General features: G+C 47.0%; 15 protein-coding genes and 1 pseudogene. 5 read left to right on the top strand and 11 right to left on the bottom strand.

What is annotated here, in order from left to right; genetic code table 11:
- Window positions 1–1,868: 1,868 nt before the first annotated feature.
- Window positions 1,869–2,303 carry a protein-export chaperone SecB gene (gene secB, locus Q1M25_RS03960; RefSeq protein ID WP_300482012.1) on the bottom strand — a complete coding sequence of 145 codons (435 nt, stop codon included), beginning with the start codon at window positions 2,301–2,303 and terminating at the stop codon, window positions 1,869–1,871.
- A 21-nt stretch (window positions 2,304–2,324) separates the two neighbouring features.
- Window positions 2,325–2,582, bottom strand: coding sequence for a glutaredoxin 3 (gene grxC, locus Q1M25_RS03955; protein WP_003684090.1), 258 nt, complete (start codon window positions 2,580–2,582; stop codon window positions 2,325–2,327).
- A gap of 237 nt (window positions 2,583–2,819) precedes the next feature.
- Between grxC and Q1M25_RS03950 the strand changes: the two genes are divergently transcribed.
- Entirely contained in the window at window positions 2,820–4,313 is a 1,494-nt protein-coding gene (locus tag Q1M25_RS03950; protein WP_070607916.1) for an Rne/Rng family ribonuclease, read from the top strand.
- A 57-nt stretch (window positions 4,314–4,370) separates the two neighbouring features.
- Here Q1M25_RS03950 and Q1M25_RS03945 read toward each other — a convergent pair whose 3' ends face one another.
- The 4 genes from Q1M25_RS03945 to Q1M25_RS03930 all read right to left on the bottom strand — a co-directional run bounded on the left by Q1M25_RS03945 (window position 4,371) and on the right by Q1M25_RS03930 (window position 8,034).
- Window positions 4,371–5,039, bottom strand: coding sequence for a DUF3108 domain-containing protein (locus Q1M25_RS03945; protein WP_300482007.1), 669 nt, complete (start codon window positions 5,037–5,039; stop codon window positions 4,371–4,373).
- 30 nt (window positions 5,040–5,069) lie between these two features.
- Window positions 5,070–5,696 (bottom strand): phosphoribosylglycinamide formyltransferase, encoded by a 627-nt coding sequence (gene purN / locus Q1M25_RS03940; RefSeq protein WP_300482017.1) that lies wholly within the window; start codon window positions 5,694–5,696, stop codon window positions 5,070–5,072.
- A gap of 96 nt (window positions 5,697–5,792) precedes the next feature.
- Window positions 5,793–6,608 carry an FKBP-type peptidyl-prolyl cis-trans isomerase gene (locus Q1M25_RS03935; protein ID WP_070607922.1) on the bottom strand — a complete coding sequence of 272 codons (816 nt, stop codon included), beginning with the start codon at window positions 6,606–6,608 and terminating at the stop codon, window positions 5,793–5,795.
- Window positions 6,609–6,768: 160 nt separating this feature from the next.
- Window positions 6,769–8,034, bottom strand: a complete 1,266-nt coding sequence (locus Q1M25_RS03930) for a Glu/Leu/Phe/Val dehydrogenase (RefSeq protein ID WP_070504425.1) — start codon at window positions 8,032–8,034, stop codon at window positions 6,769–6,771.
- Between the two features lie 421 nt (window positions 8,035–8,455).
- Between Q1M25_RS03930 and Q1M25_RS03925 the strand changes: the two genes are divergently transcribed.
- The 3 genes from Q1M25_RS03925 (at window position 8,456) to Q1M25_RS03915 (ending at window position 9,968) form a co-directional block, all read left to right on the top strand.
- Window positions 8,456–9,169, top strand: coding sequence for a phosphoglycolate phosphatase (locus tag Q1M25_RS03925; protein WP_254323885.1), 714 nt, complete (start codon window positions 8,456–8,458; stop codon window positions 9,167–9,169).
- Window positions 9,170–9,269: 100 nt separating this feature from the next.
- A complete protein-coding gene (gene recX / locus Q1M25_RS03920; RefSeq protein ID WP_300481999.1) occupies window positions 9,270–9,731 on the top strand; it encodes a recombination regulator RecX in 462 nt (153 codons plus the stop codon).
- Between the two features lie 75 nt (window positions 9,732–9,806).
- Complete coding sequence (locus tag Q1M25_RS03915; protein ID WP_039861975.1) at window positions 9,807–9,968, top strand: hypothetical protein; 162 nt, start codon at window positions 9,807–9,809, stop codon at window positions 9,966–9,968.
- Window positions 9,969–10,085: 117 nt separating this feature from the next.
- Here the strand turns inward: Q1M25_RS03915 and Q1M25_RS03910 are convergent, their stop codons facing one another.
- The 3 genes from Q1M25_RS03910 to gmk form a co-directional block, all read right to left on the bottom strand.
- The gene (locus Q1M25_RS03910) at window positions 10,086–12,242 is read right to left on the bottom strand and encodes a bifunctional (p)ppGpp synthetase/guanosine-3',5'-bis(diphosphate) 3'-pyrophosphohydrolase (RefSeq protein ID WP_300481995.1); all 2,157 of its coding nucleotides are present in this window, start codon (window positions 12,240–12,242) and stop codon (window positions 10,086–10,088) included.
- A gap of 104 nt (window positions 12,243–12,346) precedes the next feature.
- Window positions 12,347–12,553, bottom strand: coding sequence for a DNA-directed RNA polymerase subunit omega (rpoZ, locus tag Q1M25_RS03905; RefSeq protein WP_003682294.1), 207 nt, complete (start codon window positions 12,551–12,553; stop codon window positions 12,347–12,349).
- Window positions 12,554–12,606: 53 nt separating this feature from the next.
- Window positions 12,607–13,224 (bottom strand): guanylate kinase, encoded by a 618-nt coding sequence (gmk, locus tag Q1M25_RS03900; protein ID WP_150537620.1) that lies wholly within the window; start codon window positions 13,222–13,224, stop codon window positions 12,607–12,609.
- Between the two features lie 168 nt (window positions 13,225–13,392).
- Here gmk and Q1M25_RS03895 point away from each other — a divergent pair, with 168 nt between their 5' ends.
- Window positions 13,393–13,953: an adenine phosphoribosyltransferase gene (locus Q1M25_RS03895; RefSeq protein WP_003745823.1), complete on the top strand. Its 561-nt coding sequence runs from the start codon at window positions 13,393–13,395 to the stop codon at window positions 13,951–13,953.
- Window positions 13,954–14,000: 47 nt separating this feature from the next.
- On the opposite strand, the gene Q1M25_RS03890 is transcribed toward Q1M25_RS03895, so the two are convergent.
- Window positions 14,001–14,690 carry a toxin-antitoxin system YwqK family antitoxin gene (locus Q1M25_RS03890; protein WP_300482015.1) on the bottom strand — a complete coding sequence of 230 codons (690 nt, stop codon included), beginning with the start codon at window positions 14,688–14,690 and terminating at the stop codon, window positions 14,001–14,003.
- Window positions 14,691–14,963: 273 nt separating this feature from the next.
- A pseudogene (locus Q1M25_RS03885) lies at window positions 14,964–15,214 on the bottom strand (50S ribosomal protein L3 N(5)-glutamine methyltransferase); the annotation flags it as partial.

Here is a 15,214-nt window from a genome sequence, read left to right as displayed (position 1 = left end):
CCCCCCCCTTTTTTTTTTAATGATACGGCGACCACCGAGATCTACACTCTTTCCATACACGACGCTCTTCCGATCTGCTTAAAGCCCCATTGCACATCGTGTTTGGTATAGTGCAACGGCATGAAGTTGTAACGGCGGTTGTATGTGTGGCGAAGATTGTATGCTGAGTCGTATAGACGGTTGGGAAACAGGCCTTCTGCATTGTTAATAATGCCTTGCTTTGCAAGCTCCTTATCAACAAACTCTTTTTTATCTACTTCTACACCCGGATCCTGCCAGTCGTTGCACAGGAAATCCAAACCAATGTCCTGCATACATTGATCAAAACCTGCCCGACGTGCTGCCGCCCTTTGGGAGCGATATTGTTCAAAAGCAGATGCATCGAAACGATGGGCAACGTAATCTGCTTTTTTCTCTTCATATGTTTTCGTGACGCCATCACGATATTCTTTTAATTTTGCCAACGCCTTGTCTTTAGGCTCAAAAGGAATAACCTCCCCCTTTTCAGTTAGGAAACCCGTAGCCTCAGATGCTGAAATACCTGCCGCGTGTTCGTTTTTCAGAAAAAATTGTCCGACTTTGGCATCTGAATCATTACGCGTATAAGAAATTTCTGCATTGAGTTGCCATCCATTGTCAAAGACATGTTTGAAACCGGAAAAAATATTGTATTTATCAGCATTCAGGCGTGACCATGAGGTTTCACCCAAATAAGTATTACGTGGCAATTTCAAAGGATTGTTACAGGCCGGACTGGAGCTGAAGGCCGCAGTTTTTTGATCCTCGCACGGTAAAATCACGCCGGCAAAATCGGGAATATCTTTATTTTTCTGATAAGTACCACCCAAAGTCAGCATACTGTTATCGCTCAAATCCGTATCGATCACGCCATAAACCATGTCTTTCTTGTTCCATACACCCTCTTTAAAAGAACGGTGATCCTCATGAACACCAACCAGCCTACCGCGTACCGTATGTTCATTATTCAAGCTTCCAGATACATCCAAAGCCAAACGCTTGCTGCCCCTATGGTCAGTGCTGATTTCACCTGTATGCTTAAACAGGGCTGTTGGCCGCTTACGGATTAAATTAATGGTTCCACCCGGTTCGGAATTGGACTGAGTAAGACCAGTCGCACCTCTGACAACCTCAATGTGATCATAAACAGCCAGGTCTGTACTGGGTGAGACATCGATTTTTGCCGTATAGCCCGAACGTCCAGACACATTCGTGGTAATACCGTCTTCACCAATCTGATCAACATAGAAACCACGAGACAAAAAACGAGTTTGTAGGCCCGAATCGCGAACCACGTTAATTCCCATAGTGTTTTTCATTGCATCTTCTAAAGAATATATTGCTTTATCATCTAACTGCCGACGCGTCATTACGCTCACCGACTGCGGCGTATCCTTGCCTGAAATACGCAACCCAGTCGCCGTTGCCATCGTTCCGATTGTATAAGACTGACTGCGCTCGGTATTCCTTTGTACCTGCCGTTTGCCACTGACCTTGACCGTATCCATGTCTACATGTTCCACTTCTTGATGTCCCGCATCTGCAAAAACAGTTTGGCAAGGCAGCACTAATAACAAACAAATTGTTTTCATTTGAAAATCAGGTTTCACAACTATTTCCTTAATTAATAGAATCTACTTACTGGATAAAATTCTAATTTATTGATTTTAAATGGTATATAAACCTATAAAATTAAAAATATTATCGTAATGATAAACGATATCATTATATACTTATTACATTAATATATGAACTTTTTATTATAGATTTTTCTTATGTCCTAATTTTCAAATAAAAAAAGGCCGTCTGAACGCAATGTTTCAGACGGCCTTAATTTAGGTATAACGCGATTAAGCGTTAGCTTCCTGTTGTTGTTGGTAGATTGCTTCGAAGTTGATCGGAGCAAGCAATACAGGTGGGAAGCCGGCGCGGGTTACGCTGTTGGAAATGGCTTCGCGTGCGTAAGGGAACAGGATGTTCGGACAAGCAACGCCCAGCAGCAGTTGTACGTCTTCTTCAGGAATGTTTTCCAGACGGAAGATACCGCTTTGGGTAACTTCGTTCAAGAACATGGTGCGCTCTTCGTTCAGTTTGGCAGTCACGGTCACGGTAACGTCAACGCTGTAGAAGCCGTTTTCCAGTTTGGTGTTGCCGGTAGAAACGCGCATATCGACTTCAGGCTCGCCTTGTTCCAAGAAGATTTGTGGTGCGTGAGGCACTTCCAAAGACAAGTCTTTTACATACAGACGCTCAACGCTGAATACGGGTTGCAATTCTTCGCTCATTTTATTTTCCTAAGTTAAGGGTTAAGGATTCAGTAATTCGTCCAACTTGCCTTCCTGCTGCAAGCGGTACAAATCGGTAAAGCCACCGACATGAGTGTCGCCGATAAAAATCTGCGGCACGCTGCGCTGGCCGGAAAGCTGCTGCATTTCGGCAAAAACTTCCGGATTGCCGTCGATGCGGATTTCGTTGATTTCTTTCACACCCACCGCCTGCAACAGCCTTTTCGCCATGGTGCAGTACGGGCAATATGGACCGGTATAAACAGTAACGGTTTGCATGATTTCTTCCAAAATACCAATGTTCATGACTATATGGGCATAGGTGTGATTTTACAAGTGTTCCCGCCGTACGGTTGTAAAAAACATTCAGACGGCCTCTTAGCTATAAACATTTGTGCAGATGCGGAAAAACCATAATTAAAGTATGATAAGCGCTTTCGCAGAATGACTTTTGCCATTTGTTTTTTGGAGAAGAACACATCGCAAAAGTTTTTCTATTCAAAATCAGGTATCCCCATGCTTTCAGGAATTCCCATCCCCAAGGACGCCGTGCGTCCGCCCGAAACTGTCCTCGTCAACATCACGCCGCAAGAAACGCGTGTGGCTGTTTTGGAAGAGAACAATATCTGCGAGCTGCACATCGAGCGCAACAGCGGCCATAGCTTGGTCGGCAATATTTATTTGGGCGTCGTCAAACGCGTCCTCCCTGGCATGCAAAGCGCGTTCATCGATATCGGCTTGGAACGCGCCGCGTTTCTGCACATCGTCGACGTCCTCGAACAACGCCGCAATCCGGACGAAACCCAACGCATCGAACACATGCTCTTTGAAGGCCAGTCCGTCTTGGTTCAGGTCATTAAAGACCCCATCAACACCAAAGGCGCGCGCCTTTCCACCCAAATCTCACTGGCCGGCCGTTTCCTCGTCCATCTTCCGCAAGAAGACCACATCGGCATTTCCCAACGCATTGAAGACGATGCCGAACGCAGCAGTTTGAGGGAGCGCCTCAACAACCTGCTGCCCGAAAACGCCTGCCACGGCTACATCATCCGTACCAACGCCGAAAACGCTTCCGATGACCAACTGCAATCAGACATCAACTATCTGACCAAAGTGTGGGAACACATTCAAAAACAGGCGAAAATCCAGCCGCCCGAAACCCTGCTCTATCAAGATTTGCCTTTGAGCCTGCGCGTTTTGCGCGATATGTTCAGCCTCGATACGCACAAAATCCTGGTCGATTCCACTGAAAACCACCGCCGCATGACCCAGTTTGCCGAACAATACGTTCAAGGTGCATTGGGCAGAATCGAGCTGTTCAAAGGCGAACGCCCCCTATTTGAAACCCATAACATCGAGCAGGAAATCGCCCGAGCCCTGCAACCGCGCGTCAACCTCAACTTCGGCAGCTACCTCATCATCGAGTCCACCGAAGCCATGACCACCATCGATGTCAACACAGGCGGCTTTGTCGGCGCGCGCAATTTTGATGAAACCATCTTCCGCACCAACCTCGAAGCCTGCCACACCATCGCCCGCGAACTTCGCCTGCGCAATCTCGGCGGCATCATCATCATCGACTTCATCGATATGGCGCAGGAAATCCACCGCGAAGCCGTCCTGCAAGAGCTTGCCAAAGCCCTGAGTTTCGACCGCACCCGCGTCACCCTCAACGGCTTTACCAGTCTGGGTCTTGTCGAACTGACCCGCAAACGTTCGCGTGAAAACTTAAGCCAAATCCTCTGCGAACCCTGCCCTTCCTGCCAAGGCCGGGGCCGTCTGAAAACGCCGCAAACCGTGTGCTACGAAATCCAACGCGAAATCGTCCGCGAAGCGCGCCGCTACGATGTCCAAGCCTTCCGTATTTTGGCCGCTCCGAATGTCATTGACTTGTTCCTAGACGAAGAATCACAATCGCTGGCGATGTTGATAGACTTTATCGGCAAACCGATTTCGCTGGCAGTCGAAACCGCCTACACGCAGGAACAATACGATATTGTGTTGCTGTAAAAATAAAAGGCCGTCTGAAAACTTTTCAGACGGCCTTCTTGTTTGAGCAAATAAAGATTACGGTTTCACTACTTTACCGTTAATTTTGACGGAAGTCAGTTTCAAGTTGTAGGTTTTGCCGTCATCGGTATAACTGATTTGCGCAGGGATATTGTCGATATCGGAAGCAAACGAGTAAGTCACGGTATCGTCGCCACGGCGGACGCGATATTTGCTCACAGGCGTTGTACCGCCGTTCAGCTTATAGCTTTCGCTGCCGATTTTGTTCATGCTGCCAACGGTATAAAGTTTTTTACCGTTGGTAATTTTCAAATCTGACGGCAGGCGCACGTCATTGGCGGCCAGTTGCCATGCCAAAGTGAACAAGTCCATAGCCGGGCCGGATTTTTCGGTTTTCAAATCACCTGCTTTGCCGTAAGTGATGTTGCCGCCGGAGAATTTGGCCTCGGCATACAATTTACCGCCGCGTACATCTTTGTAGTAAGACGGATGCAAGGTCGTGCCGTTGATGCTGCCGCCTGATTCAAAGCGGATATTGTAAAGCGGTACTTTGATGGTAGAAACGATTTTGTATTGGCTGCCGCTGCGTGTGAAGGTCATGGTTGCAGGAATACCGTAGCTGCCTGAGTATTGCAAAATGGCAGATTGCGGCAATTCAGCGGCTTGTGCGCCGATGGAGGCAGTGAGCAGGGAAAGTGTCAGCAGGGTTGTTTTAATCGGATTCATGATGTTTTCCTTGTGTGTATGGTGTTTTAATTAAGCCAAAAGGCTTTGACCGGCGGCATTGCGTTGTGCATTCAAAACGCGATTGCCTTCGATTTTCAGACGACCTGCAACGAAATCAGCAACGGCTTGTGGGAAAAGCTGGTGTTCAACCGTCAGCACGCGTGCGGCAACGTCGTCAGCGGTATCGCCGTCCAAAATAGGCACAATGCCTTGTGAAATAATCGGGCCGCAATCCAGTTCGGGCGTCACGAAATGGATGGTGCAGCCAGCTACTCGGCAACCTGCTTCCAATGCGCGTTCGTGGGTATGCAGACCGGTGAAAGAAGGCAGAATGGACGGATGAATGTTGATCAGGTGGTTTTCATAATGTTCGCAGAACTCCGGAGTCAAAATGCGCATGAAGCCCGCCAATACGACCAAATCGGGCTGATAGGCATCGATTTTCTCCATCATGGCCTGATCGAATGCCAGGCGCGAGTCGAAGTTTTTATGGTTCAAACTGTCGGTGGCAATACCGCGCTCTGCCGCCCATGCCAATCCGGCAGCGGTCTCGCTGTTGCTCAATACGGCTGCAATGTTGGCATCAGGAATATTAGCATTCACAATCGCCTGCATATTGCTGCCGCGTCCGGAAATAAGGATGACGATATTTTTCATCATAATTCCTTGTTGGTTTGGAACAAAGGCCGTCTGAAACGGAATTTTTCAGACGGCCTTTTATCCGTTGTTTAAGGGCGTAAGCCTTGATTCGGATTATTGAACTTTTTGTACGTCAACTTGTACAGGTTGTTGCGCAGCAGCATCAGGCGCGCCGACTTTAACCAGTTTCACGTCAAATACCAAAGTAGCGTTCGGGCCGATTTTATCACCGGCACCCACTTCGCGGTAAGCCAATTTGGCAGGGATGTAGAATGTTGCTTCGCCGCCTTCTTTCAAGAGTTGGATACCTTCAGTCCAACCTGGAATCACTTGGCTTACAGGGAAGCTTACTGGGCCGCCGTTGGCTTTGCTGCTGTCAAATACGGTACCATCAATCAGACGGCCTTCGTATTCAACGGTAACCATGTCGTCTTTAGTCGGTTTTTTACCTTCGCCTTCTTTGGTGATTTTGTATTGCAGACCGGAAGCACTGGTTTTCACGCCTTCTTTAGTCGCGTTTTCTTTCAAGAACGCTTCGCCTTTTTCCAAGTTTACTTTGGCATCTTCAGCACGTTTGGCAGTAGCTTTTTCTTGTTGCTCTTGCAGGAACTTCATCATCACTTCCTGAGCTTGGGCTTCAGTCATTTTAACTTCTTTGCCTTCAAACATGGCTTCCATGGCTTCGGTGAAGACTTTCAAATCGATTTCTGTGCCTTGGTCTTTCATTTGTTTCAATGAACGGCCGATGTCCACACCCATTGCGTAGCTGGCTTGTTGGGCAGTAGAACCGATGGCGGAAGCATCTGCAGTCGCATTTGAAGCTGCAGAAGCAGCAGGAGCATCTTTGGCGGCAGTGTCTTTTTGGTTGCAAGCAGTCAGTGCCAACAAAGCAGACAAAGCCAATGCGCTGAATTTGAAAGTTTTGTTCATGATTATGTCTTTTCCGGAAAGGTCAAAAAAGGGGATTATAGCTGAGTTTGATTGAAATGGAATCAAGGTGGATTAAAATTTGTAAAGGCTCTTATCAAAAACATTAAGGCCGTCTGAAAACAAGTTTCAGACGGCCTACTCTTAACTATCGGTCAAACGATTAATACCAGCCGCGCAGTTTCATTGCCTTTTCAACACGACGGATACTCATCATGTAAGAAGCGGTACGCAGGTCAACATCGTATTCTTGAGCCAAGTTCCAAATATCGCGGAACGCACGGCGCAGGACAACGGTTTCTTTCTCTTGAACTTCGTCAAACTCCCAGTAGTAGCCTTGCAGGTTTTGTACCCATTCAAAATAGGATACAACCACGCCGCCGCAGTTTGCCAAAATATCAGGAACAACCAATACGCCGTTTTGACGCAGGATAACGTCGGCTTCAGGAGTAGTCGGACCGTTTGCACCTTCAACCACGATTTTCGCGCGGACTTTACCGGCATTTTCAGAAGTCAGTTGGTTTTCCAGTGCGCAAGGAGCGAGGACGTCCACATCCAGAGCCAAAAGTTCGGCATTGCTGATTTCTTTGCCGTAGCCTGCTTCATTGGTGATGAAACCTTTGGTTTGGAATTCTTTGATGATTGCTTCCATATCCAAGCCGTTTTCGTTGTAAATGGCAACGTCAACAGTAGATACGGCAACGATTTTCGCACCGGCTTTGTGTGCATAGTAACCGGTGTGATAGCCCACGTTACCGAAACCTTGAATGGCGTAAGTGGCACCCTTCACGTCTTTGCCCAGTTTTTCCAAAGCTTGGACGGCGGCGAAGTTTACGCCGTAACCGGTGGCCTCAGTACGCGCCAAGGAGCCGCCAAACTCAACCGGTTTGCCGGTAAATACGCCCGGTGCGGAATGTTTCACCACGTTTTCATAGGCATCAACCATCCAAGACATGATTTTGCCGTTGGTGTTCACATCAGGGGCAGGAATATCGATTTTCTCGCCGATCAGCGGAGAAATGGCTTCGGAATAAGCGCGAGCAATGCGTTCCAATTCCGCTTCGGAATAGTTACGCGGATCCAAAGTAATACCGCCTTTACCGCCGCCGTAAGGAATACCGGCCACGCAGCATTTGATGGTCATCCAAATAGACAGTGCTTTGACTTCGTCCAGATTTACATTGGGATGGAAGCGCACGCCGCCTTTGTAAGGGCCGACGGCATTATTGTGTTGTGAACGGTAGCCGGTGAAATTTTCTACTGTACCGTTGTCGAGTTTGACAGGGAAGTTGACTTCCAAAACACGTTGCGGCTTTTTCAAGATTTCAAATACTGCTGGGTCGGCATTCAGGCGATCGCAGGCAATTTTCACTTGTTTTTGTGCAATTTCAAACGGATTCAGTGTTTCTTTAACAGCAGATGCGGACATGTATTTTTCCTTTTCATACACATGATTAGACGAGAGCCATACTTGTTACTATATACAAAAACAGGAAAAAATGTAATAGCATGTAGTCGATAAAAAGCAAATCCATTCATTTATATATGAATTTAGTTTGAGGCCGTCTGAAAATATCGGCATGCCGACCAAAAAATTTTCAGACGGCCTAGTATAAATGCTCATCAAACCATTCAAAAAAACACACAAACCCTTTGTTTTTTAATGCCTACCAAACTACCCTTTTTGTTGACAAAATCCCTTCCATATTCCAAATAGGCTAACAGCCTTACACCAGCAAAAATTGTTAACAATTTAAACAAATATCCCTTTAAAGAATCAGCAAAACATCGGCAAATCAGGCAAACAATGTTAAAATAAGCGCTTAAATAATATGACAGAAAGCTACTCAATGACTACTGCTGCTTTAGAACACGTTCAAGCCGTTGCCTTTGATTTGGACGGTACCTTATGTGATTCCGTTCCCGATTTGGCCGCAGCAGCCCAAGCCATGTGTGCGCACTTGGGTTTACCTGTTTTGCCCACCCAAACGGTTGAAAGTTATGTCGGCGACGGCATCAGCAAGTTGGTTCATCGCGTCATTACCAATGATCGTGAAAAAGAAGCCGATCCTGAAATCTGGGAAAAAGGCTTTGTGTTCTTTATGAAATATTATCGCGAGCATTTGAGCGACTTTACCCGCCCCTACCCTGAAACCGAAGCCGGTCTCGGCCTGCTCAAGTCCTTGGGTATTCCATTGGTTGTCATTACCAATAAAAATGAAATTCTGGCTGCTGAGTTACTGAAACAACTTAATCTCGACGACTATTTCAGCCTGGTTCTCGGCGGCGACAGCCTGACTGAGAAAAAACCCAGCCCATTGCCGCTTCAACATGCGGCCGAAGTTTTGGGCATCGACGTTGCCAATATGCTGATGGTGGGCGATTCTAAAAATGACATTATTGCCGCCAAAGCGGCCGGTTGCTTCAGTGTCGGCGTAACATTCGGCTACGGCGACATGACCTTACTCTCTCAAGACAAAGCGACCAAACCTGATTTGTTGATTCGAGCCCTGCCTGAAATCTACGAAAATCTACAACCACAAAAGAACAAAGACGAAGAATAGTTCGGCTTTATTTTCAGACGGCCTTTTCGGTGCTTTCACCTAATCAGGCCGTCTGAAATGTAATTCAATGTAGTTAAACTCCCTCCTCTTCCATATCCCCATGAAACCTCCCAAAACCTTACGCGCCCGCGCCTTGGATATTCTTTCTCGTCAGGAAGTCAGCCGTGTCGGCTTGAAACGCAAACTGGCTCCGCACGCTGAAAGCGAAGAAGAATTGGAAAAGGTTTTGGACGAATTTGCCGAACGGAATTGGCAATCCGACCAACGTTACGCAGAAGCCTATATTCACAGTAAGAGCAACCGTTATGGCACGCTCCGCCTCAAGCAAGCCTTGGCGCAACAAGGTATCGATGCAGACGACTGTCGGGAGTTCCTACCCGACAGGGAGGACGAGTTGCAAACCGCCATTTCGGTCTTGCGTAAAAAATTCAAGCAAGAAGCCCAAGATTTTAAAGAAAAACAAAAACAAGCGCGTTTCCTTGCCTATCGCGGCTTTGGTGCCGACACCATTCAGACGGCCTTAAAAACCGCGTGGAATGAAGACGAAGACTTCTATCAATAATCATTCCCACTTGAATCTTTGCTTCTATCGGCGTACCCTTACGCTTTTATTCAATAATTCAATCAGAGCTTCATCATGTCCGACAAACCGCACGATACACCTAATCCCCTACTCGAAGACGAACGCAAAAATCCTGTTTACCGCTTGGGTCAGGCAGTAGCCGGATTCATGTTGCTGGTTTGGGCCGGCGTTTTGGCCTTGGTTTTCTTCTTGGTTTTCCGTTTTTGGTTAAGTTAAATCCAACCTGAAGCATTATTTTTCTTCAAAACAAACTAACAGAGTTTGTTTGTACATACTCAAAAGGCCGTCTGAACACACTTTCAGACGGCCTTTTCTTATCATGCTGATCACAGATTATCCTCGGATTACTTTGCGGATATTCGGATTGGCATGCATTGCATGAATAATCTGATTAACCTGATCCAAATCTTTGACTTTAATCGTGAATTTAAATTCTACAAAACCTTCCGTTCCTGCTTGCGCTTTGGTCGGCGTATCAACAGATTCGATATCCGCACCGGAATTGGAAATTGCTTGCGCCATTGAAGCCAACAAACCATGCGCATCTTCGGATTTGACGTTAAGGATGGTGCGGTACGTTTGATTGCGCAAACTGTCCCAGCCCGCATCAAGTTGCTCTTCCGGATCGGCTTTAACCAAAGTTTGGCAGGTATCACGGTGGATAATCATACCCTTGTCTTTAACTAATAAGGCGCGGATCGCATCGCCTGGAATCGGATGGCAACATTCGGCAAAATGAATCCGGCCGGTTTCCTGATCGTTGACTTTGATCGGGCTGAGTTTGACCGCACTGCCAAAATGTTGGCCTGCCAACTCGGCAATGTGCATGGCAACGTGTACCGGCAAAGTATGCCCCATACCGACATTGTAGAGGACCTCTTCAAACGAAGTTTGTTTGGTATTCAAATCGGCAAGGTATTTTTCTTTGAGGTCGTCTGAAAGCAGGATATCTTTAGGCAACAGGCTGGATAAAGCTTTTTGCAGCAGGTTCTCACCCAAAACAACGGCATCGTGACGATTCAGATTTTTAATGTATTGGCGGATGGCACTGCGCGCACGGCTGGAAACGGCAAAATTCAACCATGCCACATTAGGCTTGGCATGTTCGGAAGTAATGATTTCGACCGTATCACCGGTTTTCAGCTTGGTACGCAACGGCATCATGACGTTATTGATACGCGCGGCAACGGTTTTATGGCCGATGTTGGTATGCACGGCATAGGCAAAGTCAATCGGCGTTGCACCCTTAGGCAAGGTAAGGATATCGCCTTTCGGGGTAACGATATAGACTTCGTTGGGGAACAAATCGACTTTGACATGCTCCAGAAACTCGATGGCATTTGAGCTGCTGGCCTGCAGGTCAAGAATATTTTTCATCCATCGGTTCATATGGAGGACGGCTTGGTCCGGAGTGTTTTCACCGGATTTATAAATCCAATGACCGGCAATACCGCCCTCAGCCACTGCATCCATTTCACGCGTACGGATTTGCACTTCGATCGGCAAACCATAAGGGCCGACCAAAGTCGTGTGCAAACTTTGGTAGCCGTTACTTTTCGGAATGGCGATATAGTCTTTGAAACGGCCGGGCTTGGGGTGGTATAAATTATGCAATGCACCCAACGCGGCATAACAGGCAGGAATATTGTTTACAATGACCCGAAAGCCGTAAATATCCATTACTTCGGCAAAACGCAGCTTTTTAGCCAGCATTTTTTGATGGATGCTGTATAAGTTTTTTTCGCGGCCTTTGATTTTGGCTTCAATATTGACACCGACCAAACGCTGACCGAATGCACGCAACACTTTGCCGACAACATCGCGGCGATTTTTGCGGCTGTTGTCCATGGCTTTTTTCAGGGTTTCGTAGCGTCTTGGGTGGAGGTTTTGGAACGATAAGTCTTGAAGCTCTTGATACGCATTGTTCAGACCAATGCGGTTGGCGATTTGAGCATAGATTTCGAGGGTTTCTTTGGCGATGCGGCGGCGTTTTTCCGGACGCATAGAGCCAAGGGTGCGCATATTGTGCAATCGGTCGGCAAGTTTGACAACGATAACGCGCACGTCTTTAGTCATGGCGAGGATAAGTTTGCGGAAACTTTCTGCCTGATGCTCGGCATGATCTTCGAATTTGAGCTTTTCCAGTTTGGAGAGGCCGTCTACCATTTCGGCAATGGTATCGCCGAATTCTGCCGCCATTTCGACTTTGGTTACGCCCGTATCTTCCAATACATCATGCATAACGCCCGCGCAGAGGCCTTGAACATCCATGTGCCAAATCGCAAGCTGCGTGGCAACGGCAAGGGGATGGGTGATGTAAGGTTCGCCGCTTTTACGGGTTTGTCCGTCATGGGCGTGGAAAGCGTAGGCAACGGCTCTTTCAAGCTCGGCCTGCTCATTGGTATTGAGATAGGATGCGGTGCGAAACAGAAGCTCGCGCGCTTCTGCTGTCAGCGGGTCATAGGGGGCGGTAGGCAGTGGGGCTGGCATTTTCAGACGGCCTTTTATGGCTATTTTTAAGCCGTCAGACTGTATCGGTTGTGATATCGCACCGATACAGTCCGCGCGGCGGTTTTATCGGTTTGCCGGTTGGTTTATTTGTTGCGGGTCAGCAGCTCGGTTCCGATTTGTCCTGCTGCGATTTCGCGCAGGGCGGTTACGGTTGGTTTGTTGTTGCGGATGTCGTCAACCAAAGGCGTATTGCCGTTTTCGAGCTGGCGTGCACGACGGGCGGCAACGAGGGTAAGGTCGAAGTGGTTAGGGATTTTACCTGTGCAGTCTTCAGTAGTAATACGGGCCATGTTTGCTTGCTTTCTTTCTATGTTTCAAATAAAACGGTTATTTTCACTGTTTTTTACGAATTTTCCAACAGGTTTGAGATAAATCCCTGCTGGGCGGATTTTTTCAGGCGGCCTGCTTTAATGATATGGAACAAATCGGCTTCGGCACGATCCAAATCGTCATTCACGACGACGTAATCGAACAAAACAGATTGTTCAATCTCGTGACGGGCTTTGGACAGGCGTGTTTGAATGACTTCTTCGCTATCCGTACCACGGCCGATCAAACGTTGCGCCAATACTTCAAAGGAAGGCGGCAGGATGAAAATGCTGCTGGCTTCAGGCAACGATTTACGCACTTGCGCCGCACCTTGCACATCGATTTCCAAAATTACATCATAGCCCTCTTCGCTCAAGGAATTCACACCGGCAATGCTGGTGCCGTAATAGTTGCCGAACACATTGGCGTGTTCCAAAAAGGCTCTTTGCTCAATCAGTGATTCAAATTCGTCTTTGGGGACAAAGTGGTAATGCACGCCATGCACCTCTCCTTCGCGCGGCTGGCGCGTGGTGTGAGAAACGGAAACACGGATGTCATCATGATTTTTCAACAGGCGCGACACCAAGGTTGTTTTACCTGTGCCGGAAGCGGCAGAAATGATGTAAATATTGCCTTTTTTATGATTTTGCATGGTGGTTCAGCCGATGGTATATATCTGTAAATTATAACACAACACAATGTTTCTCGGAATTTCAGACGGCATGTTGCAAAATTTGGCTATTGTATCGATTAATTTGGCAAGTCCGCATATGGCCGCTACAATAGCGTGTTAAAAACTTTTTGATTTCGGAATGTCGAAATGTTGATTCATCCTGAAGTAATGGGCGTAGAGGCTTTGGCGGACAAAATCCGTAAAATTGAAAACTGGCCGCAAAAAGGGATTTTGTTTCATGACATTACTCCCGTTTTGCAAAGCGCAGAATATTTCCGCCTGCTGGTTGATTTGCTGGTTTACCGCTATATGGGGCAAAAAGTTGACGTTGTGGCAGGCTTGGACGCGCGCGGTTTCATCATTGGCGCGGCTTTGGCCTATCAGCTGAATGTCGGCTTCGTTCCCATTCGTAAAAAAGGCAAACTGCCGTTTGATACGGTTTCTCAAAGTTACGCTTTGGAATATGGCGAGGCAACGGTAGAAATCCATACCGATGCCATCAAACCGGGCGCACGCGTTTTGTTGGTAGATGATTTGGTGGCGACCGGCGGCACCATGCTGGCAGGCGTCGAGCTGATCCGAAAACTGGGCGGCGAAGTAATCGAAACGGCTGCCATTTTGGAGTTTACCGACTTGGACGGCGGCAAAAAAATCCGCGAAAGCGGCGCGCCGTTATTTACCCTGTGCCAAAACAAAGGCTGTATGTAATAAAAAAACCGCAAGCCGATCAGCCTGCGGTGTTTTTATTGACAAAATTAATCGAGAACGGATCCGTCTGTATCCCAAAAGGTTTTTTTCACCAACTGGTCGTCTTTATACACCAACTCGGATTTCTTCGCACCATCATCATACCAATCCAAAATAATGCCGCTGCGTTTGCCGTTGCGAATACTCAATTCAGATACAATGCGGCCATTTTCATCCCAACTGATAATCTCTGTCGGTTTATCATTGCTCATCATCATTTCGGTTTTCGGGCTACCGTCTGAATACCATTGTTTCCAATGACCATTGGCCTTATCGTGCTTGAATTGGATTTCGCTTTCTTTGACACCGTTGCGGTAATAACGAGAGCCTATGCCCTCGCTCAAGCCGTTTTGATAAGGCATGACCGCAGATTTTTTGCCGTTTGGATACCAGTTAATCCACTCACCGTGCGGCTTGCCGTTACGATAGCTGCCAACCATCTTTTTCTGCCCGTTAAAATGCCACAGGGTCAGCGTACCGTTGTCCAACGCCGGCACAAAAACCTTAATCTGACCAGCAGGTATCTCGTACGGATCAGAATATTTTTTCATTGATGGATAGTAAAAATCCTGAACCTGCGCCTTACCTGCCTCAATCTTGTATTGGCGGACATAAGCAACCGAAGGCATGGTCGCCGTCAGTTTACCGTTTTGATTGAAATAAACGGTATGTTGCTGGGCAAAGGCGGCAACGGGCATACTGAACAAGGCAGCAGCCAACAGGCCTGATTTTAAATAATTATTCATAATATGGAATTTAGCAGTATATGTTCTACAAAAAATCAGTAATAAAAATCCACTGACATTAGAAACTATGACAAATATTATAAGCCATAGTTTCAAAGCCTGCTTGGATTTCATATTCGGCATTCTATAGGCATTTGTATTTTCTTAAAACATTAAAAATTATACAGAACAAAGGCCGTCTGAAACTTTTTCAGACGGCCTTTGTTTTATTTATATCAAAATAAACTACTCTTCACCCAATAATTGCTCTCGGGTCAACAGGAATACAAACCCATCGCCACCGCTGGTTTCCAACCAAGTAAACGGCAATTCGGGATAAACCGCTTCCAATACTTCACGGTTATGACCGATTTCAACCAACAATACACCTTTTGGATTCAAATATTTCGCCGCTTGCAAAATGATTTGGCGTGTAGCATCCAAACCATCTTCTCCGCTACCCAAAGCCAATTCCGGCTCATGTAGGTATTCATCAG

Origin of the sequence: uncultured Neisseria sp. (assembly GCF_951230505.1) — a bacterium.
Lineage (GTDB): Bacteria > Pseudomonadota > Gammaproteobacteria > Burkholderiales > Neisseriaceae > Neisseria.
Note: the sequence above shows the minus strand (reverse complement) of the source record. Positions and strands in the feature narration are given on the sequence as shown.